The sequence below is a fragment of the Azospirillum aestuarii genome, from assembly GCF_016632405.1.
GTDB classification, from domain to species: Bacteria; Pseudomonadota; Alphaproteobacteria; order Azospirillales; family Azospirillaceae; genus Azospirillum; species Azospirillum aestuarii.
In genome coordinates, this window is record NZ_JAEPIV010000019.1 from 59,916 (window position 1) to 79,587 (window position 19,672).

The following is a 19,672-nucleotide window of genomic DNA, read 5'->3' on the forward strand; positions in this document are numbered from 1 at the left end:
CTTACCCCAGTTGCCCTTAGCCCAGGGCGATGTCGGCGACGCGCAGCAGCGCCTGCCGCACGTCGGCGTCGTCGGTCAGCGGTTCGATCAGCGCGGTGCGGATCGCCCGCTCGGGCTTCACGCCGGAACGGATCAGCGTCGCGCAATAGACCAGCAGGCGGGTGGAGACGCCTTCCTCGAGATCCTGGCCCTTGAGGGCGCGCAGCGCGCCGGCCAGACGGACCAGCGGGGCGACGCGCTCCTCCGGCAGGCCGCTTTCGCGGGCGACGATGGCGGCCTCGTCCTCCGGCGCCGGGAAGTCGAATTCGATGGCGAGGAAACGCTGGCGGGTGCTGGGCTTCAGGGTCTTCAGGACGTTCTGGTAACCGGGGTTGTAGGAGACGACCAGCATGAAGTCGTCCGGCGCCTCCAGCAGTTCGCCGGTGCGGTCGAGCGGCAGCAGGCGGCGGTCGTCGGTTAGCGGGTGGAGAACGACGGTCACGTCCTTGCGCGCCTCCACCACCTCGTCGAGATAGCAGACGGCCCCCTCGCGCACGGCGCGGGTCAGCGGGCCGTCCGCCCACACCGTGTCGCCGCCCTTGAGCAGGTAACGCCCGGTCAGGTCGGCGGCGGTCAGGTCGTCGTGGCAGGACACGGTGTAGAGGGGACGACCCAGCCGGGCCGCCATGTGCGACACGAAGCGGGTCTTGCCACAGCCCGTCGGCCCCTTCAGCAACAGCGGCAGGCGGTGGCGAAAGGCGTGCTCGAACAGCTCGCACTCGTCGCCGACGGCCTTGTAGTAGGGGATGTCGAGGTCGTCCGCGACGGCCTTCAGGGCGCTGCGGGTCATGGGTGTCTCCTCGAAAACGGAAGGCGGAAACGGAAGGCGGAAACGGAAGGCGGAAAAGAAACGCCCCCTCCCCCGGTGTGCGGAGGAGGGGACGGCTCTGGTCACTCGGCGGGCTGCACGGCAGCGCCGATCCCGGAGGTCTTCCGGGACGCGGGCACCGGCCCCAGCAGAGCGTAGAGGTAGAGGACGGCGCCGATGAACACCGCCGCACCGGCGGCCAGACGCACCCAGTAGAAGGGGGCGATCTCCGCCTGGACGGTCATGTAGTCCATGCCCATCACGCGCTGCAGGTGGACCTGCACGACCCCGGCGAAGGTCAGGGCGAAGGTCATCACCGTCATGCCGCCGGTCATCAGCCAGAAGCTGGCCTTGTTGAGGGTCTGGTGGTAGGGCGCGACGCCGCGCAGATGCGGCATGGCGTAGCTGAAGATGGCGAGGTTGATCATCACATAGGCGCCGAAGAAGGCGAGATGCCCGTGCGCCGCCGTCACCTGCGTGCCGTGGGTGTAGTAGTTGACCCAGGACAGCGTGTGCAGGAAGCCCCAGACGCCCGCCCCGAAGAAGGCCGTCACCGCGCAGCCGACCGACCACAGCAGGGCGGCCTTGTTCGGGTGATCGCGCCCGCCCTTCAGCACCATCTTCACCGCGAAGACGACCATGAAGAAGAAGGGGGCGACCTCAAGCGTCGAGAACAGCGAGCCGATCCACTGCCAGTAGCCCGGCGTGCCGATCCAGTAGTAATGGTGGCCGGTGCCCAGCAGGCCGGAGAAGAGGGCCAACCCGACGATGGCGTAGAGCCACTTCTCGACGATCTCGCGGTCGACGCCGGTCATCTTGATCATCAGGAAGGCGAGGATGGAGGCCATCACCAGTTCCCACACACCCTCGACCCAGAGATGGACGACGTACCACCAGTACATCTTGTCCAGCGCGAGGTTGGTCGGGTTGTAGAAGGAGAACAGGAAGAACAGCGCGATGCCCCACAGCCCCATCACCAGGATGTTGGTGATGACCGTGCGCCGGCCCTTCAGCACCGTCATGGAGATGTTGTAGAGGAACATCAGCGCGACGACGACGATGGCGACCTTGATCCACGTCGGCTGTTCCAGGAACTCGCGCCCCTCGTGGATGCGGAAGACGTAGCCGACGACGGCGGCCAGCGCGCCGAACATGAACAGGCCGAACTGGATGTAGGCCAGCTTCGGGCTGTGCAGCTCGCGCTCCGCCTCCTCGGGAATCAGGTAATAGGCGGCGCCGAAGAAGCCCATCAGCAGCCACACGATCAGCGCGTTCGTGTGGATCATCCGCAGGATGTTGAAGGGCAGCAGTTCCGACAGGACGTTGGGCAGCACATAGACCGTGCCGGCCAGCAGGCCGACCAGGAGCTGAACGCCGAACAGGGCCAGCGCGCCGTAGAAGTAAGGCAGCGCGACCTTCTGGGATTGGTATTTCATGGCCTTTCGTCCTTCGTCAGCCGGAGATCTTGGGCGGCCAGTTCTGGGTGTTGATGCGGCTGGTCCACTCCAGGAAGTCGGCGAGGTCGTTGACCTCCTGTTCCGTCAGATTGAACTGCGGCATCTGGCGGCGGCCCTCGATGCCGCTGGGCTGGGCGGCCATCCAGCCGGCCAGAGCGGCGCGCGCGCCCTCCGCGTCCTTGTCGCCGCCATAGCGAATCCAGACATTGCCCAGCTCCGGCGCGAAATAGGCGCCCTCGCCCAGCAGCGTGTGGCAATTGATGCAGGAATTCTTCTCCCACACATGCTTGCCGCGGGCGACGCTTTCGGTCAGCCCCTTGCTGTCGGTTCCGGTGTTGACGACGTAGATGTGGCTTGCCGCCGTCAGCGAGACGAAGGCGGCGAAGAAGAAGAGCGATCCGCCGTAAAAAATGTTTCGGGCGGCCGCTTTGGTGAAGCGTTCCGTCATGCGTTCGTTTCTCCTGGGTCAGGCCCCCGAGTCAGACCTTCGTGGAACGGAGGGGCCTTGAGCAGCGTTGGCCGTGCGCCATGCCGGAGAAAGTTGACCGATTTGGTGCGACTATCCTTGACGGCGGTCAAGCGGAGGTCGCGGCCCGGAATTTGGGCTGTGTGAAAATGCGGGCGCCGGGCCAACCCGGCGCTTCCCGCGTCCGGCGCGCTCAGGGAATGGTCGGCGCCGGGGTGCTCAGGCTCCACATGGCGTCGAACATGGACGCCTGGAAGGCCGCGAAATCGGCGCTGTCGAGGATCAGGCCGTAGCTCTCGCGGGCCGACGAGATGACGGAAACCTTGCTGCCGTGGATGAAGCAGGTCATCGCGAGGTTGTAGGTGGCGGGCGCGTAGCGCAGTTCGCGCCGCTCCTCCTGGCTCGACGGCCAGATCGGGGCGATGTCGCGCTCCTCCGAGCGGATCACCCGCAGCCAGATGCCACGCCGCGCCCGCTCCTTCAGGTAACGCTCCATCTCCTCCAGCCCCGGCTCGACCATCAGCTCCCGCATGGAGAGGGTGGCGCGCAGGTCCTTCTCATCGCCGCTCAGCGTCTCCCACAGGACGGTGCGGATGCCTTCGGGACCGGGATGGAAGCGGACGTTCGGCTGGCCGTTCTCGTGATGGTACATCGACCGCAGCACCGGCATCACGTCTTCGAGCATCTGCCGCCGGGCCTCGCTGCGTTCCAGCAGGATGCCCGGGTCCTGGGCGACCACGAAGCGGCGCTTGCCGTGATCGACGAAGCGGACGAGCCCTTCCGCCTCCAGCTTGGCGAGAGCGTCGTGCGCCGTGGTGCGGGCCATGCCGGCACCCGCGGCCACCTCCGTCACGGAGCCGCCGCCAAGACGGATCGTCGTCAGATAGAGCTTGTAGAGCGTCCCCGATATGCCGATCCGGGACAGCTTCTCCTCAAGATTCACCCACGTGCTCCCTTTTGAATCGCGTCGCAACATGCCCGATTCCGCGCCACCCGTCCATCGTCGGTTTTTGCCGATAAAATGCCGTCTCTTTGCGTCACTGCTTTGGCGAAAAGACAATAAAATGGGCTTTCCTCCCGCAGAATGCTCGTTAAAACGGCAAGTTTAGGCCTGCCAAGCGCCATTCATTTGTATTTTTCGAATTGACGGATTTTTCCGACACTGTCATCGTTTTGTCGTCGTCCAAGGACGCTGACGTCCCACGAGGCGGCGCCGAACGGTGGAACGAGGGAAGGTGATGGAAGCGAATTCAAAAGCGCATGCGGCGGCGCCGCCCTTCATGCAGAGGGCGCCGCGCCGCGCCGTAAGTCCTCGCATTCTGACGGACCGGTCCTTCCGCGCGGCGCTGGGCCTCACCGCCTTCTTCGCCGTCTGGCAGGCGCTGACCTCGCTCGGCGTCATCGACGCCTTCCTTCTGCCCTCGCCGGTCGCGGTGGCGGGGGCGCTCTGGGACATGGCGCTCGACGGCTCGCTGTGGGTCCATCTCGGCGCCAGCCTGCAGCGGGTGGCCGTCGGCTTCGCGCTCGCCTGCGTCGTCGGCATGGCGCTCGGGCTGATGTGCGGCTGGTGGCGCAGCGTCGCGGACTTCGTGCGGCCGGTCGTCGAGGCGCTTCGCCCCATCCCCCCGCTCGCCTGGATTCCGATCACCATCCTGTGGTTCGGGCTCGGCGACGCCGCGTCCTACTTCCTGGTCTTCCTCGGCGCCGTCTTCCCGGCCTTCGTCGCCACCTACACGGCGGTGCGCGGCCTCGACCGGAACCAGATGAACGCGGCGCTCTGCCTCGGCGCGACGCCCTGGCAGCTGTTCACCGACGTGCTGATCCCCGCCTCCCTGCCGATCATCCTGCCGGGGCTGCGGATCGCGCTGGGCGTGGGCTGGATGTGCGTGGTGACCGCCGAGCTGATCGCGGCGCAAACCGGCCTCGGCTACCTGATCCAGCAGTCGCGCATGCTGTTCCAGATCAACAACGTCGTTGCGGGCATGGTGGCCATCGGTCTCGTCGGCTTCGCCATGTCCGCCGTCCTCGAACGGATCGAGCGTCGGGTGAACGCCTGGGCGCCTTCCGAGCGCAATTGAGCAGGAGGCGAAGGAACATGGCCGCCAACACCGCACTCAAAGCCCCCTATCCGCCGCCCGGCGCGCCGCAGGCCCAGCCGGCCGACATCCAGATCGACATCCGGAATCTGGGCAAGGTCTATGGCGGGACCTCGTCCGACAACATGGTCGTCGCCCTCGACGGGGTCGATCTGCGCATCCGCCGCGGCGAGTTCATCTCGCTGCTTGGCCCCTCGGGCTGCGGAAAGTCGACCCTGCTCGGCATCGTCGCCGGCTTCCAGTCGGCGTCGAGCGGGACGCTCCTGCAGAACGGGCGCCCCATCGTGAAGCCGGACCCGTCGCGGACGGTCGTCTTCCAGGACTACGCGCTGTTCGGCTGGATGACCGTACAGCAGAACGTGGAGTTCGGCCTGAAGGCCAAGGGCATGGCGAAGAAGCAGCGCGCGGAGATCGCCCGCTCGCTGATCGACATGGTCCGGCTGACCGGCTTCGAGGAGAAGTACCCGCACCAGATCTCCGGCGGCATGAAGCAGCGGGCGGCCATCGCCCGAGCGCTCGCCCCGGACCCCGACATCCTGCTGATGGACGAGCCGTTCGGCGCGCTGGACGCGCAGACCCGCGTGCTTCTGCAGGAGGAGATCGCCCGCATTTCGTCCGAGGCCGGCAAGACGGTGATCTTCGTCACCCACGGCATCGACGAGGCGGTGTTCCTGGCCGACCGCGTGGTGGTGATGAGCCCGCGGCCCGGCCGGGTGCGCGAGGAGGTCGCCGTGCCGCTGCCGCGGCCCCGCACGGCCGAGATGCGCTCCGATCCCTGGTTCGTCTCCACGGTCAACGACCTGTGGGAGACCCTGAAACCCGAATGGCAAAAAGGGGAATGAACGTGACCTCGACACTTTCTCGCCGTCGTTTCGGCCAGCTCGCCGCCGGCATCGCCGCCGCTGCAACCCTCGCCAAGCCGGCGATCCTCCGCGCGCAGGGCGCGGACGTCGTCAAGATGGGCTGGTTCAACACCACCACCGTCTCGGCTCAGATCGCCCATGTGCTGATGCGCACGGACATCGCGGCCCGCAACGGCCTGCGGATGAACATGATCCAGCTCAACGCCTCGCCGGCGGTGAACGAGGCGATCGTGTCGAACGCGGCCGACGTCGGCACGTTGTCCGACTTCGCCGCCGTCACCACCATGGCGGTCGGGGCGCCAGTCACCACCATCGCCTCGCAGGCGCGCTTCCGCTCGGCGGTGCTGGTGACCAAGAAGTCGGGGATCACCGACGTCGCCGGGCTGAAGGGCAAGCAGGTCTACGGCACCTTCGGCATCACCGCGTTCCAGAACGCCCAGGAGGCGATGACCAAGGCCGGCCTCACCCCCGGCCGCGACATGACCTTCGTCAATGTCGGGCCGGCGGAGCTGGCCGACGCGGTGGGCGCGCAGCGGATCGACGCCTTCTTCACCTACGACCCGTTCGTGAGCTTCTTCGAGAACGCGGGCTTCGCCCAGGTGATCTCGGAGAATCTGACCCCGGTCATCGTGCTGACCGCGAACAACCGCTTCTTCAAGGACCGGCCCGAAGTGGCGGAGCGCTTCCTGCTCGCCAACTCCCAGGCACTGTATTTTGCCAGCCAGAACCACGACCTCGTCAACGGCTGGTTCCGCTCGCTGGAACCGGCGAAGAACATCCCGGAAGCCGTGCTCGAAAAGGCGTCGGGCTACGATCCCGCCTGGAACGCCAAGGCGCCCACCGACATCAAGGCGGCGCTGTCGGAGGAGCAGATCAAAAAGCTGAACCTGCTCGCCGAATGGGGCGTCGAGGCGAAGCTGCTGCCGCGCCGCCCCGACGTCTCGAAGTTCGTCGACACGGGCATCGCCAGCCGGGTGGACGCCGCCTTCGCCGCCCAGAACTTCGATCCGAAGACGGTCAAGATCGTCGGCTGAGCGGCCGGATATCCCGACGCATCGCGCAGGACGGGGCGGCGGCCGCGACGGGCCGCGCCGAAGGAGACTTCATGACCCTACGACTTGACGACGCACCGGCGCGGGGCGACGCCGCGCCGTCCCTCGACGCGACGCGGCCGGCCACCGACAACCCCATGCGCCATTTCGACTTCGCCACGTTGCCGGCGCCCGACCGCTACCGCCTTCTGACCGCCGCGGTCCTGCCGCGGCCGATCGCCTGGGCGGTCACCCGCTCGGCCGAGGGACGGGTGAACGCGGCTCCCTACTCCTTCTTCAACGTCTTCGGCTCCGACCGGCCGGTGGTCTGTCTCGGCGTGCTCGCGCGCCCGGACCGGCCGAAGGACACGGCGGTCAACATCCGGGCGACGCGCGAGTTCGTGATCAACCTCGTCCCCTTCGCCCTGACGGAGGCGATGAACCTTACCTGCGTCGAGGCGCCGCCCGAGGTGGACGAGACCCGGCTCGCCGGCCTCGCCACCCTGCCGAGCGTCGCGGTCCGGCCGCCGCGCATAGCAGATTCTCCGGTCGCCTTCGAATGCCGTCTGATCCATGAGTTCGAAAGCGGTCCCGGACAATGGCTGTTCGTGGGCGAGGTGCTGCACGCCCATGTCGCGACGCGCGTCCTGACCGGCAACCCCGAACGCCCCCGCATCGACCATGAGGCACTCGACCTCGTCGCCCGCATGCATGGCCCCTCGGCCTATCTGCGCACCCGCGACATCTTCGATCTGGTGAGGCCGGTCTGGGCCGACATCCCGCCTCAAGCCCCCCCGACTCAGCCCAATGACTCACACTGCAAGGAACGACAAGCATGACCAAGGTTAAAGTGGCCGCGGTGCAGGCGGCGACGGTGCCGTTCGACGCCGCCGCCGCGACCGCGCGCACGGTCGAACTGATCGCCGAGGCCGCTGCAACCGGCGCGTCGCTCGCCGTCTTCCCGGAGGCCTTCATCGGCGGCTACCCGAAGGGGCTCGATTTCGGCTGCTCCATCGGCCGGCGCACGGCGGAGGGGCGCGCCGACTTCGCCCGCTACGTCCGCGGCGCGATCACGGTGCCGGGACCGGAAACCGAGACGCTGTCGGCCGCCTGCGCGCGGCACGGCATCCACGCGGTCGTCGGCGTCATCGAGCGCGACGGCGGAACGCTCTACTGCACGGTGCTCTACCTGTCGCCGGACGGCCGGATGGGCAAGCACCGCAAGGTGATGCCGACCGGGTCGGAGCGGCTGGTCTGGGGGTTCGGCGACGGCTCGACCCTCACCGTCATGGACACGCCGTTCGGCCGTGTCGGCGGCGCCATCTGCTGGGAGCATTACATGCCGCTGATGCGCGCGGCCTACTACGCCAAGGGCGTCCAGCTTTGGGCGGCCCCGACGGCGGACGACCGCGAAAGCTGGATCGCCACCATGCGCCACGTCGCCATGGAGGGCCGCTGCTTCGTGATCGGTGCCTGCCAGGTGATGCGCCGCTCCGACTTCCCGGAGGACTACGCCAGCCGCATCGACGCCGGGCCGGACGAGTGGATGATGCACGGCCGCTCGGTCATCGTCGGGCCGCTCGGCGAGATCCTGGCCGGCCCGCTGGTCGACGCGGAGGGCATCCTGACCGCCGAGGTGGACGTCGAGGATCTGGTCGGCGCCAAGCTCGATTTCGATCCGGTGGGCCATTACGCGCGGCCGGACCTGTTCAGCATGCGCGTCGACGAGACCCCGCGCGCGCCGGTCGCCACGGTGCGCGAGGGCGCCCTCCCGGAGCGCAACGAGACGGTCGAAGAGGCGGCCTGACCGGCAGGGTGATCGCGTTTAACATCCCCTCTCCCCTCTGGGGAGAGGGTTAGGGTGAGGGGGTTGCGCTTTTGCCGGACGTATCGCCACGCGCACCCCCCTCACCGGCTCTCAGCGGATGCCAGAGGCATCCGCCTGCCGCCGTCAGCGCTGGCCTTCGGCCAGCGCGAGAGGCCCTGCGGGCCACCCTCTCCCCGGAGGGGAGAGGGCTATGGAGGTCAAATGCGATTGCCCTGGCCTGACGCACGCGCCGGTTCCGGCGGGCGCCGGGCGATTAATGCCGGTTAATGATCGGCGCCTTGTAACTGATAATGCTTCTCATGATCATTTGCGGGAGATTTGGCCCTGTCCGGACGGGCCGACCACACCGCATCTTGTCAAGGGAAGCCCCCAATGCCCGACACCCGTCTCCCGCCCATTCCGCCGCCCGTCCTGCCGATTATCGATCCGATTCTGTCCACCCTCCCCGGCTGGGAGAACGGCGCCGCCTGCCCGACGCGGCTTGAGGTGGACTGGACCGACGCCCTGAGGAAACTGGACGTCCTGGGGACGGTCCGGGTCGTCACCAGCAACCGCAGCATCACCCACGAGAAGACCGGACGCTTCGGCAACGTCGACGGCAACGGCCCGGCCCTGATCGTGCTGAACCGCGAGGTCGATCTGCGCGTCTTCCCGCGCCATTGGTCGATCACCGTCCACACGCCGGAGACGGACGGCGAGGCCGAGGCCATCCGCGTCTTCGACCGGCACGGCCGCGCCGTCCACGCCATCCACCGCACCGCCGAGACCAACGCGGCCGCCTGGGACGCCTTCCTGATCCTGCACCGCGCCGCCGACCAGGACGCGCCGGCCCTGGAGCCGCTGCCCGCCCCCGCCGCCGAGCGGCCCGACGCCGAAATCGACGTGGAAGGGCTGCGCGCCGCCTGGAGCGCGATGACCGATGTGCACGAGTTCTTCGGCATGCTGAGGACCTTCGGGGTCGGGCGCCGGCAGGCGCTGCGCCTCGCCGGGCCGGGCTTCGCGCGGGAGCTGCCCGCCGCCGCCGTCCTGCCGCTGCTGGAAGCGGCGCGCGACCGCCGTCTGGACATCATGATCTTCGTCGGCAACGCCGGCTGCATCCAGATCCACACCGGAACGGTGGACCGCCCGGCGGCGGCGGACGGGCTGCTGCGCATCGACGACCCCGGCTTCACCCTGCGCGCCGTCCAGGCCCGACTGTCCAGCGCCTGGGTCGTCCACAAGCCGACCGACAAGGGCGGCATCACCACGGTCGAGCTGTACGACGACCACGGCGACAACGCGGCGATCCTGTGCGGCCAGCGCGACGAGGACAAGCCGGAACGGGCGGAGTGGCGCGCGCTCGCCGCGTCCCTGTGATAGGCGGGGACCGGCCGATGAGGCGCCTGCGTTTTCTCCCCGCGGCGATCGCCGCCACCCTCGCGCTCACCGCCGCCACCCTGGCAGGGGCGGCGGAGCGGCGGATCGTCACCGTCGGCCCGCCGGTGACCGAGCTGGTCTACGCGCTCGGCGACGGCGGCTCGGTCGTCGGGCGCGACACCAGCAGCCATCATCCGCAGCCGGTGAACGACCTGCCCGACGTCGGCTACATGCGCGCCCTCTCGGCGGAGGGGGTGATGTCGCTGGACCCGACCCACGTCCTGGCGATCCAGGGCGCCGGCCCCGAGACGACGCTCGACCAGTTGCGTGCGCTCGGCGTCACGGTGGAGGTCGTGCCGGAAACGCCGACGCTGGCCGGTCTGCTCGACAAGGTGGAGCGGGTCGCCCGCCTGCTCGGCCGGGAGGCGGAGGGACGGCGCTTGGCGGACTCGCTGCATCGCGACCTCGCCGCGCTGGCCGCCGTCGCCGCCACGTCCGGGACAAAGGACGGCGCACCGGTCGTGCTCGGCGTGGTCGGCGGCGGGCCCGGCGGGCTGATGGCGGCGGGCAGCCGCTCCGTCCCGGCGGCGCTGATCGCCATGGCCGGCGGGCGCAACGCCCTGGAGGTGGAGCGCGACTATGTGCCGATGTCGTCGGAGGCCGCCCTGGCCGCAGCACCCGATGTGCTGCTGGTCAGCCGGTCGCTGATCGACCGTTCGGGCGGGCTCGACCCATTCCTGGCAACGCCGCAGATCGCCCTGACCCCGGCGGCCAAGGCCCGACGGGTGGCGGTGGTGGACGGGGCGTTGCTGATGGGGCTCGGCCCCCGCACGGCCGAGGCGGTCGCCGAACTCACCCGCGTGCAGGGCACCTCTCCTCAAGGACAACCATGAGCCTGACCCTGACCATGCCGTCCTCCCGGAAAGGGGGCCGGGCGGCGCCGGCCTTCCGCCGCCCGCCGCTCGTCCCCGTGCTGGCGGCGCTGGCCGTGGCGCTGGCGCTGGCCGTTCTGACCGCCGTCGCGACGGGCGGCGTGTCCGTCCCGCTCGACCGCAGCCTGTCCCACCTCGCCTCCCTGCTCGGCCTGCCCGGCACGCCGCTGTCCGAGCGCGACTGGATGGTGCTGACCATGCTGCGCCTGCCGCGCATCGTCCTGGCCGCCGCGGTCGGGGTGACGCTGGGCGTGGCGGGGGTGGCGCTCCAGGCCGTCTTCCGCAACCCCCTGGCCGATCCCGGGCTGGTCGGCGTGTCGAGCGGCGCGGCGCTGGCCGGCTCCGCCGCCATGGTGCTGGGGGTGTCGGGGCTCGGGCTAGCGCGCAGCGGCCTCTCGCTCGCCACCGTGCTGCCGCTGGCCGCCTTCCTCGGCGCGCTGGCCGCCACCGTGCTGATCCTGGCGATCTCCCGCCGCGACGGGCGCAATTCTCCCGCCACCATGTTGCTGGCCGGCATCGCGGTGAACGCCATGGGCGGGGCCGGCATCGGGCTGTTCAGCTACCTCGGCGACGATCTGGCGCTGCGCCAGATGACCTTCTGGATGATGGGCGGCTTCGGCGGTTCGAGCTGGGCGCAGATCGGACCGGCGATGCTCCTGATGGGGCTGGCGACCGCCGGGCTGCTGGCCGGGGCGCGGCGGCTCGACCTGTTCGCCATGGGCGAGCGGGAGGCCTTCCTCCAGGGCCTCGACCCGCACCGCTTCGCCGTGCGCACGGTGCTTCTGGTGGCGCTGGGCGTCGGGGCGGCGGTGGCGGTGTCCGGCCTGATCGGCTTCGTCGGGCTGATCGTGCCGCACGTCATGCGAATCCTGCTGGGACCGGTGCACCGCCGCCTGATGCCGGCGACGGCGCTGGCGGCGGCGATTTTGCTGGTCCTGGCCGACACGGTGGCCCGCAGCATCGCCGCCCCGGCCGACGTGCCGGCCGGCCTGCTGCTGGGCGCCGTCGGCGGTCCCTTCTTCCTGTGGCTTCTGCGCCGCCGCGCCAGCGCGCTGGGAGGGACCTGACCATGCTGCAAGCGATCGACGCCGGCCTGACCATCGGCCGCGCCCGCCTGCTCGATGGCGTCACCGCCGCGGTGCGGCCCGGCCGGGTCCTGGCCATCCTGGGCCCCAACGGGGCCGGCAAATCCACCCTGCTCTCCCTCCTGTCCGGGGAGCGGCGGCCGACCGCGGGGCGCGCCCTGCTGGACGGGGTGGAAATGGCAGCCATCCCGGCGCCGCGGCTGGCCGTCCGCCGCGCCCTGGTGGCGCAGCACCAAGCGGTCGCCTTCGCCTTCTCGGTGGAGGAGGTGATGGAGCTGGCGACCGAGCCCTGGCTGATCCGCCCCGGCGACCGGCGGGCGCTGATCGCCGACTGCCTGATCCGCGCCGGGGCCGGCGGACTGGCCGGTCGGCTGATGCCCCAGCTCTCCGGTGGCGAGCGCCAGCGCGTCGCCTTCGCCCGCGCGCTCGCGCAATTGGCCGCCGGTCGGCACGGGCGCGACGTGGCGGGGCCGTCCTATCTGCTGCTGGACGAGCCGACAGCCAGCCTCGACCCCGCCCACCAGCACCATCTGCTGCGGGCGGCGCGCGACTGGGTGGAGCGGACCGGCGGCGGCTGCGCGGTGATCCTGCACGACCTGACGCTGGCCGCGCGCTACGCCGACGACGGGCTGCTGCTGGCCGGCGGGCGCGTCGCCTGGGCCGGGTCGATGACCGGCCTGCCAGTGCCGGTGCTGGAGCGCGTCTTCGGCACGGCCTTCGTCCGGCTCGACCTGCCGGAGGAGGAGGGCGTGGTCTACGCGGCCACGGGGCGCGCGGCGGCGTCTGGAAAAACGATTTGCGAATAATTATTAATATCAAATAAGGGACGGGATGGGTGCCCGAGACTGGCGCCGGAGGGAGGGGACGGTGCGTGTTCTGATCGTTGAGGACGACGCGGCGGTCAGCTACTGGATCGGGGCGAAGCTCGGCGGCTCCGGCCATTCCTGCCGCTTCGCCGGCGACGGGGAGGACGCGCTGCGCCTGCTGCGCGAGGAGGCGTTCGACGTGGTGGTGCTGGACCGCATGCTGCCCAAGCTGGACGGCATGGAGGTGCTGAAACGTCTGCAGGGCACCCGCCACCCGCCGGTCCTTGTGCTGTCGGCGCTGGATGAGACGACGGAACGGGTGGCCGGGCTGCGCGCCGGGGCCGACGACTATCTGGGCAAGCCCTTCGACTTCGCCGAGTTGCTGGTCCGGCTGGAGCATCTGGCGACCCGCCGCGCCGTCCTGGCCGGGGCCGGCGACGTTCTGGAGGTCGCCGATCTGGTGATGGACGTCACCCGCCGGCATGTGACCCGGCGCGGCGTGCCCATCGAGCTGACCGACAAGGAGTTCAAGTTCCTGCACATCCTGATGAGCAACCCCGGCCGCACCGTGACCCGCAGCATGCTGCTGGAGAAGGCCTGGGGCTACGGCTTCAACCCCCCGACCAATCTGGTGGAGGTCCATGTCTTCAAGCTGCGGGCGAAGATCGACAAGGATTTCGACCCGCCGCTTTTGAAGACCGTGCGGGCCATCGGCTATGTCCTGGGCTAAGCCGCGCGACGCTGGCCCGTCCTGGGTCCAAAGACTCCGCCGCCATCTCGACACGCGCAGCTTCCGCCAGGCCATGGCCATCGGCGCGGTTTTCCTGGTGGTGGCCGGCGGCGCCGTGCTGTGGAGCCGCGACCTGCTGGTGGAGCTGGTCAACGAGCATGTCGGCGACCTGCTGGAGCGCGACCAGGAGACGCAGCGTCTGCACGGTGGGTTCGGCGACGCCGCCGCGCTGGTCGCGGAGTTGCGCCGCCGCGAGCGCTTCGCGCCGGAGGGCACGCGGCGGCGCATCGTGATCGATCACGACGGGCGCGTGCTCTACGGCGACGAGGCGATGGCGCGGCGGCTGCTCGCCGTCGTCGCCTGCGGCGGACCGGCCCCCTGCGAGACCGGGCGCATCGACCAGCGCGGCGACGGCTGGAAGGTGCGCGGTATCGTGGTGCGGCTGAGCGACGGCGGGCGCTACGTCAACGCCTACGACATCCAGCCCATGCTCGACCAGCTCCGCGCCGTGCCGCTGGCGGCGGGCTGCGGCGTGTTGGTGTTCCTGCTGACCAGCGTGGCCTTCGGCATCCGCTTCAGCACCGGCACGCTGCGCCGGGTGTCGGCCATCACCATGGCGCTGACCTCCTACGCGGCGGGCGACCGCGACCGCCGCGTCGCCATCACCGGCCCGGACGACGAGTTCGCCCGCCTGGGCCGCGAAATCAACCGCACGCTCGACCGCGTGACCCGGCTGGTCGAGGAGGTGTCCAGCGTGTCGAGCAGCATCGCGCACGAGATGCGCACGCCGCTGACCCACCTGCACAACCGGCTGGTCACCATCGCCGAGAACTGCCCCGACGACGCCCTGCGCCGCGAGCTGGAGGAGGGGATCGAGGAGACGCGGCGCATCCAGCACCTGTTCCGCGCCATCATGCGGCTGGGCGAGATCGAGACCGGGCGCTGCACCCTGGCGGTGGAACAGCTGGACGCCAAGGCGCTGCTGGACGAGGTGGCCGAATCCTACCTGCCGCTGGCCGAGGTCACCGGCACGGTCATCACCGTCGCCGTGGAGCGCGACCTCGATCTGCGCGGCGACCGCACGCTGCTGTTCCAGACCGTCGCCAATCTGGTGGACAACGCCCTGAAATACGCGCCGGGCGAGGCGCTGCATCTGTCGGCCGGGCGGCGCGACGGCTGGAACGAGATCACCGTCGCCGACCGCGGCCGGGGGTTGGCGCCCGGCCAACGCGCGCTCGCGGTGCAGCGCTTCTGCCGGCTCGACCCTGCGGACCGGGTGCCCGGCCATGGGCTCGGCCTTGCCATCGTGGACGCCATCGCCCGGCTGCACGGCGGCGCCCTGCGGTTGGAGGACAATGGGCCGGGCCTGCGCGCGGTGGTCCGGCTGGAACGCCGGGGCCGCCCGGTGACTGCCCCCACGGCCGTTCCCGGCGCCATCACCGGCATTCTCCATTAAGCGAAATTAAGCGAAGGGCCGTTGAGCAAATTTGCGAATGAGAACTATTCTCAAAATAGTTCGCAACCGACGCTTCGGACCGCCTCCATGCCGCACAGCCCCCAAACCGCTCCATCCCCCGACACGCTCGCCGCCCTGCGCGAGCGCCTCGCCGCCGCGCCGAACGGCGTGCTGGAGGCGATCGCGGCGGAGACCGGCGTCAGCTTGCTCGCCGTCACCGAATGCCTGCCGGACGCCTTCCGCGCCTTCGCGCCGGGGGAAACCGCCGAGGCGGCCATGCTGGACATGGCGGAGTGGGGCACGGTCACCGTGCTGGTGCACAGCGCTGACCTCGTTCTGGAATGCAAGGGACCGCTGCCGCGCGGGCAGTTCGGGCGCGGCTTCTACAACCTTGCCGGCGGCAGCCCGATCGGCGGCCACATCCGGCTGGACCGCTGCCGCACCGTCGGCTTCGTCCGCCGGCCCTTCATGGGCAGCGCCGACAGCGCCTCTGTCGTCTTCTTCAACGGTGACGGGGACGCGATGTTCAAGGTCTTCGTCGGCCGCGACGACGCTCGCCAGCTTCTGCCCGATCAGGTGGAGCGGTTCGAGGCCCTGAAGGCCCGCCTGTGTGGGGCGCCGAGCCAGACCGCCTGAGTTGGCGCCGGGCCGCTTGGCGGCTTGGCGGCTTGGCGGCTTCAGCCGATCAATTGCGAATAAGACGCAATCGCATTTTAACAAAGAACAACGCGCCAAAAAAACCTCGTGCAGAGAGACAGAGATGATCGAGCCACCCGTGTCCCACCGCCCTCCCCTCCGGCCGGCCCGCTCCCGCCTGCGCGCGGCGCTATGGCTGTCGGCCTCCGCCCTGACGCTGCTGGCCCCCGCCGCCCAAGCGCAGCAGCAGACTCAGCAAGCCGCCGACCAGACCGCCACCCAGACCGCGCAGGCGACCACGGCACCGCCCCCGACCATCCTCGACGCGGTGACGGTCTATGGCGAGCGCGGCCTGCGCAGCGTTGGCGAGAACACGGGCACGGTGTCGGTCATCCCCGACTACGAGCTTGAGAAGCGCGGCGTCCACCGCCTCCAGGACCTGCCGCGCTACGAACCCGGCGTGACGGTCAGCAACTCCCCGTCCCGCGCGGGGGCCGGCGGCTACACCATCCGTGGCATCAGCAACAACCGCATCCTGATGCAGGTCGACGGCACGCGCCTGCCGGAGTCGCCGGCCTCCGCCGCACCCTCCGCCGGCTACAACCGCGACGTGGTCGATCTGGACTCGGTCAAGCAGGTGGAGATCGTGCGCGGCCCGGCCTCGGCGCTCTACGGATCGGACGCGCTGGGCGGCGTGGTGACCTATGTGACCAAGGACCCGGCCGACTATCTGCGGCCCGGCCGCGACAGCTTCGTGTCGCTGAAGACGACCTACGACAGCGTCGATTCCAGCCTGTCGGAGACCGGCACGGGCGTGCTGCGCTCCGGCGACTTCTCCCTGCTCGGCATCTACACGCGCCGCGATGGGGAGGAGTACAAGTCCAAGGACAAGGCCTACCGCAACCCGCAGGACTATGAGGGCAACAATGGCCTCGCCAAGCTGGTCTGGGACCACGGGCCGGACAAGGTGACGCTGACCGGCGAGTATTTCCACCGCAGCACCGACACGACACTGCGCAACGACGTCGGCGGCAGCGCCAGCTACATCTTCTCCATGGTCCCGATGCGGATGACGCGCGGCGCCTTCACCGGCTCCACCGCCGACGACACGGCGACCCGTTGGCGCGTCAGCCTGGAGCACGCGCACGACGCACCGATCGGCTTCATCGACCACATCGACTGGCGCCTCTACGGCACCCAGCTCGACCGCGAGGAGAAGCGCACCCGCAACGCCCGCGTCGCCACCTCCACCAGCCCGCTGTTCACCGCCGGCACCGGCCTGCGGGAAACCACCAGCAACGAATCCAAGCAGACGATCGTCGGCGGCGCCGTCAACCTGCGCTCCGACACCCGGCTGTTCGGGCTGCACAACAGCATCTCCTACGGCTTCAGCGTCGATTCCATCCGCACCGAGCGGATGCGCGACGTGACTCTGACCAACCTCGCGACCGGAGCCACCACGAAGAGCTACAACGGCGACACCTACCCCAGCCGCACCTTCCCCAACACCGACACGCTCATGGCTTCGGCCTATGTGCAGGACGAGATCACGATCGACCGGCTGCGGCTGGTGCCGGCGCTGCGGCTCGACTATTACCGGATGGACCCTGACAAGGACGCCGCTTATTTCGCCGCCCGGCCGTCCACCCAGCCGGAGGCGCTGGACAAGCTGGCCCTGTCGCCGAAGTTCGGCGCAACCTACGACCTGACCAGGGAGTACGCGCTGTTCGGCCAGTACGCGCACGGCTTCCGCGCGCCGCCCTACGACGACGCCAACCTCGGCTTCTCCAACCCAACCTACGGCTACGAGGTGCTGCCCAACGCCGACCTCAAGCCGGAGAGCAGCGACGGCGTCGAGGCCGGCCTGCGCGGCAAGTTCAGCGACGGGTCGAGCTTCCAGGTCTCCAGCTTCTACAACCGCTACAGCGATTTCATTCTGCAGAGGGCGGTCGGCACCGGCGCCGGCGGCATCCTGCGCTATCAGGCGCAGAACGTCTCGAAGGTCGAGATCTTCGGCGCCGAGGGCAAGGGCGAATGGCGGTTCCAGCCGGGCTGGGCGCTGTTCGGCGCGGCCGCCTTCGCCCGTGGTTTCGACATCGACGCCGGCACCGCCATCGACGAGGTGGCGCCCTTCACCGTCAACGCCGGCCTGTCCTACACCGCGCCGGACGACGTCTGGGGCGCGCAGGTCGCCGCCACCCATGTGATGGCGAAGACGGCGAGCGACGTGAGCAACCCCACCTATCTGAAGGCCCCGGCCTACACCACGGTGGATCTGGCGGCCTATGTCAACCCGACGGAAAACATCAGCCTCGGTACCTCCGTCTACAACCTGTTCAACCAGGGCTATTACAACTACGTCAACGTCGTCGGCGTCAGCGAGACCTCGCCCGATCGTCGCCGCTATCTGGAGGCCGGCCGCTCCTTCCTGGTTCACGCCACGCTCAAGTGGTGACGATACGGACGCCCCCGTCCACTCTGTGCGTTTCGGCATCGCCGTTCCGTTGGGAGGCGGCGATGCCGAATTGTGCAAGATTTGATGATCGTTCAGCGCATCCCACGCAGGCTTATGGAAATCGGCGTATCTCCGCCAGCCCATGTCCTCCGTTCGACGCCTGTGACGCCTGCACAATCCGCCGGAGCCGTTGCCCCATGACGCGCTCCTTCGCGCAGGCCTCCTCGCACAGCGCGCGCATCTCGGCGATGCTTGGTCTCCACTTCTTCGTCCGGCGCCACGCGCGCGCCGCGTCGTCGATGGCCCAGGCCGGGAACTCGCCCAAGTCTTCCACCCAGTCCATGGCGACCAGCTGCTCAACGTCGGGGGTCAGTCCCTTGGCCGGGAAATGGGACAGCAAGGCCAGCACACGGCCAAGAAGGTGGTCGGGCTCGGCCGGCGCGAGAATGGTATCCTCCAGCTCCGTCAGCACCCGCTGGGCCATGGCGACCTGCCGGGCGGAAACGGTCGCTGGCGGTGACCAGCTTTCCTGAAGCCCCTCGAAACCATTTTCGCCGAAGCGCGGACGGTGTTCCAGCGTGCCGGCGGCCAGAATCTCGCGCAATGCACCCGGAAAGGCGGCGACGAGAAGCCGGCAACGCTCGGCCGGGGCCATTGCCGGGTCGAAGGGCAGCGGGGATCGTTCCAGCAGGGGCATCACGGCGACGGACATCGACAACCTCCTCAGAATCGGGAACGGGGGGCGGGCTGGGCGCCCTTGAGCCTTGCGGCAACGGTCATCCAGGCATCGACCCGCTGTTCGGCGACGCTTTGGCGGGCGTGACTGGTGCTCATGGTGGCCGTCCCGCCGGACGGGGTGGGAATCACCGTCGGCGCTTTGCCGGCCGCCACATCCTGGGCCAGCCACGCCCGCCAAGCCGCGGAGATGTCACGGTACCGGTAGCCGTGCGCTTGGCAGCGCAGGACAAACCCTTCGACATGCCGGCTGAGATCGACCGTTCCGAAGCCGCTCCGGGCCCAGGCGAGGTCGTCGGCGTTGGGCATCCAATCCGCGGGCACCACACACGCCGGTCCGCGCCCACCCGAAGCGAGCGAGTCCGGATTCTGTTCAGGATGACGGTGTTCCTGACTCGGTGCTGGACAGGGAGCGTTCACCGGCGAGTCATCCCTGTCGCCGGCCGCAACAGGGCGCAACGGTGCTTGGTTGCCAGCGGCCCGGGGGACGTCCTCCTCGGTCTGGGCGACGCGCAGCTGGTACAGGCAGGACAGCCGCGAGCCGTCGCGGCCGCGACGGTGCTCGATGGTAACCAGACCGATGTCGTGTAGGCGCTGCAGGATGCGGTTGATGGTCGGGCGCGAGCGTTTCAGCTTTGCCGCCAGCGTCGACTGCGACGGCCAGCAGACGCCGTTCTCGTTGGCGAAGGTGGCAAGCGCCGCAAGCACGGCGAAGCCATCCGCGTCGAGGTCGGGGTGGTCGAGCCACCAGGCGGGGATCTTGCCCCAGCGGTTGTTGCTCTCGGTCGTGGTGGTCATGCGGCGCTCCCGCGAGATCGTGGAACCGGCGTGGGCCGGCGTTCTTGCGGGCAGGATTCCCCGGATGCTTCGGAGTCACCAAAGCGCGCCCGTCT

Annotated in this window: 19 protein-coding genes; 13 read left to right on the forward strand and 6 right to left on the reverse strand. The window is 69.4% G+C overall.

The features are described from left to right. Window positions 1–16: 16 nt before the first annotated feature. The 4 genes from JJL56_RS24255 to JJL56_RS24270 form a co-directional block, all read right to left on the reverse strand. Complete coding sequence (locus JJL56_RS24255) at window positions 17–829, reverse strand: CbbQ/NirQ/NorQ/GpvN family protein (protein ID WP_200486608.1); 813 nt, start codon at window positions 827–829, stop codon at window positions 17–19. Window positions 830–930: 101 nt separating this feature from the next. Further along, window positions 931–2,283, reverse strand: a complete 1,353-nt coding sequence (locus tag JJL56_RS24260; protein ID WP_200486609.1) for a cbb3-type cytochrome c oxidase subunit I — start codon at window positions 2,281–2,283, stop codon at window positions 931–933. Between the two features lie 16 nt (window positions 2,284–2,299). Next, window positions 2,300–2,752 (reverse strand): c-type cytochrome, encoded by a 453-nt coding sequence (locus JJL56_RS24265; protein WP_200486610.1) that lies wholly within the window; start codon window positions 2,750–2,752, stop codon window positions 2,300–2,302. Between the two features lie 211 nt (window positions 2,753–2,963). Further along, window positions 2,964–3,713, reverse strand: a complete 750-nt coding sequence (locus tag JJL56_RS24270; RefSeq protein ID WP_200486611.1) for a TrmB family transcriptional regulator — start codon at window positions 3,711–3,713, stop codon at window positions 2,964–2,966. Window positions 3,714–4,008: 295 nt separating this feature from the next. Between JJL56_RS24270 and JJL56_RS24275 the strand changes: the two genes are divergently transcribed. The 13 genes from JJL56_RS24275 (at window position 4,009) to JJL56_RS24335 (ending at window position 18,044) form a co-directional block, all read left to right on the forward strand. Next, window positions 4,009–4,848: an ABC transporter permease gene (locus tag JJL56_RS24275; RefSeq protein WP_200486612.1), complete on the forward strand. Its 840-nt coding sequence runs from the start codon at window positions 4,009–4,011 to the stop codon at window positions 4,846–4,848. Between the two features lie 17 nt (window positions 4,849–4,865). Continuing rightward, entirely contained in the window at window positions 4,866–5,708 is an 843-nt protein-coding gene (locus JJL56_RS24280) for an ABC transporter ATP-binding protein (protein ID WP_200486613.1), read from the forward strand. Then, window positions 5,705–6,763 carry an ABC transporter substrate-binding protein gene (locus tag JJL56_RS24285; RefSeq protein WP_247891223.1) on the forward strand — a complete coding sequence of 353 codons (1,059 nt, stop codon included), beginning with the start codon at window positions 5,705–5,707 and terminating at the stop codon, window positions 6,761–6,763. Before JJL56_RS24280 ends, JJL56_RS24285 begins: the two co-directional genes overlap by 4 nt. A gap of 71 nt (window positions 6,764–6,834) precedes the next feature. Then, window positions 6,835–7,599, forward strand: a complete 765-nt coding sequence (locus JJL56_RS24290) for a flavin reductase family protein (protein ID WP_247891224.1) — start codon at window positions 6,835–6,837, stop codon at window positions 7,597–7,599. Further along, window positions 7,596–8,567: a carbon-nitrogen hydrolase family protein gene (locus JJL56_RS24295; protein ID WP_200486615.1), complete on the forward strand. Its 972-nt coding sequence runs from the start codon at window positions 7,596–7,598 to the stop codon at window positions 8,565–8,567. The genes JJL56_RS24290 and JJL56_RS24295 overlap by 4 nt, the downstream gene beginning before the upstream one ends. Before the next feature lie 393 nt (window positions 8,568–8,960). Further along, window positions 8,961–9,944, forward strand: coding sequence for a ChuX/HutX family heme-like substrate-binding protein (locus JJL56_RS24300; RefSeq protein ID WP_200486616.1), 984 nt, complete (start codon window positions 8,961–8,963; stop codon window positions 9,942–9,944). Between the two features lie 17 nt (window positions 9,945–9,961). Continuing rightward, window positions 9,962–10,837 (forward strand): heme/hemin ABC transporter substrate-binding protein, encoded by an 876-nt coding sequence (locus tag JJL56_RS24305; protein ID WP_200486617.1) that lies wholly within the window; start codon window positions 9,962–9,964, stop codon window positions 10,835–10,837. Beyond that, window positions 10,834–11,943, forward strand: a complete 1,110-nt coding sequence (locus JJL56_RS24310) for a FecCD family ABC transporter permease (protein ID WP_200486618.1) — start codon at window positions 10,834–10,836, stop codon at window positions 11,941–11,943. Before JJL56_RS24305 ends, JJL56_RS24310 begins: the two co-directional genes overlap by 4 nt. Window positions 11,944–11,945: 2 nt before the next feature. After that, entirely contained in the window at window positions 11,946–12,767 is an 822-nt protein-coding gene (locus JJL56_RS24315) for an ATP-binding cassette domain-containing protein (protein ID WP_200486619.1), read from the forward strand. Between the two features lie 61 nt (window positions 12,768–12,828). Then, window positions 12,829–13,497 (forward strand): response regulator, encoded by a 669-nt coding sequence (locus JJL56_RS24320; RefSeq protein WP_200486620.1) that lies wholly within the window; start codon window positions 12,829–12,831, stop codon window positions 13,495–13,497. Beyond that, window positions 13,484–14,953 carry a sensor histidine kinase gene (locus tag JJL56_RS24325; protein ID WP_200486621.1) on the forward strand — a complete coding sequence of 490 codons (1,470 nt, stop codon included), beginning with the start codon at window positions 13,484–13,486 and terminating at the stop codon, window positions 14,951–14,953. The genes JJL56_RS24320 and JJL56_RS24325 overlap by 14 nt, the downstream gene beginning before the upstream one ends. An 87-nt stretch (window positions 14,954–15,040) precedes the next feature. After that, window positions 15,041–15,589 carry a heme utilization cystosolic carrier protein HutX gene (hutX, locus tag JJL56_RS24330; protein ID WP_200486622.1) on the forward strand — a complete coding sequence of 183 codons (549 nt, stop codon included), beginning with the start codon at window positions 15,041–15,043 and terminating at the stop codon, window positions 15,587–15,589. A 124-nt stretch (window positions 15,590–15,713) separates the two neighbouring features. Further along, window positions 15,714–18,044, forward strand: a complete 2,331-nt coding sequence (locus JJL56_RS24335) for a TonB-dependent hemoglobin/transferrin/lactoferrin family receptor (protein WP_200486623.1) — start codon at window positions 15,714–15,716, stop codon at window positions 18,042–18,044. Window positions 18,045–18,156: 112 nt separating this feature from the next. Here JJL56_RS24335 and JJL56_RS24340 read toward each other — a convergent pair whose 3' ends face one another. Together JJL56_RS24340 and JJL56_RS24345 are read right to left on the reverse strand one after the other, a co-directional pair. Then, entirely contained in the window at window positions 18,157–18,756 is a 600-nt protein-coding gene (locus JJL56_RS24340) for a hypothetical protein (protein ID WP_200486624.1), read from the reverse strand. A gap of 11 nt (window positions 18,757–18,767) precedes the next feature. Next, window positions 18,768–19,577, reverse strand: a complete 810-nt coding sequence (locus JJL56_RS24345; protein ID WP_200486625.1) for a helix-turn-helix domain-containing protein — start codon at window positions 19,575–19,577, stop codon at window positions 18,768–18,770. Window positions 19,578–19,672: the final 95 nt, after the last annotated feature.